At 69.3% G+C, this 440-nt stretch carries 1 protein-coding gene; it reads right to left on the bottom strand.

Annotated elements, in window-relative coordinates:
• Window positions 1-440 (bottom strand): IclR family transcriptional regulator (locus GQB03_RS22670; RefSeq protein ID WP_327517490.1); only part of this gene is annotated, 440 nt, incomplete at both ends.

The following is a 440-nucleotide window of genomic DNA, read 5'->3' as shown; positions in this document are numbered from 1 at the left end:
TCAGGCATTGCCTCGGTTTCGATTTTTGCGAGGGCCTGGGCGGCGCGCTGTACCGCGGGCAGCAGCTGCAGGGCCTTCTCCCGGCCCATGCGCATCACCGGCGCCTGCACCGCGATGCCGGTGTTCGAGCGCCCCTCGGCGCTGGGCACCAGCACCGCAAGACAGAAGAGCCCCGGCAGGAACTCCTCGTCATCGAACGCGTAGCCGTCCGCCCTGACCCGCGCGATCTCCTCTTCGAGCGCTTCGAGCGTGGTCAGCGTCTTGGCCGTGTAGCGCTCCATCGGCACATGCTCGAGCAGCCGACGACGCTGGCTCGGGCTCATCTGCCCAAGGAACAGCTTGCCGCTGGCCGAGCAGTGCGCCGGCACCCGCGAGCCCGGGTGCAGGTAAAAGCGCAGCGGCGCCGGCGTCTCCACCCGGTCCAGGTACAGCACCTCGCT

Source organism: Cognatazoarcus halotolerans (assembly GCF_009800965.1).
Taxonomy (GTDB): domain Bacteria; phylum Pseudomonadota; class Gammaproteobacteria; order Burkholderiales; family Rhodocyclaceae; genus Cognatazoarcus; species Cognatazoarcus halotolerans.
Note: the sequence above shows the minus strand (reverse complement) of the source record. Positions and strands in the feature narration are given on the sequence as shown.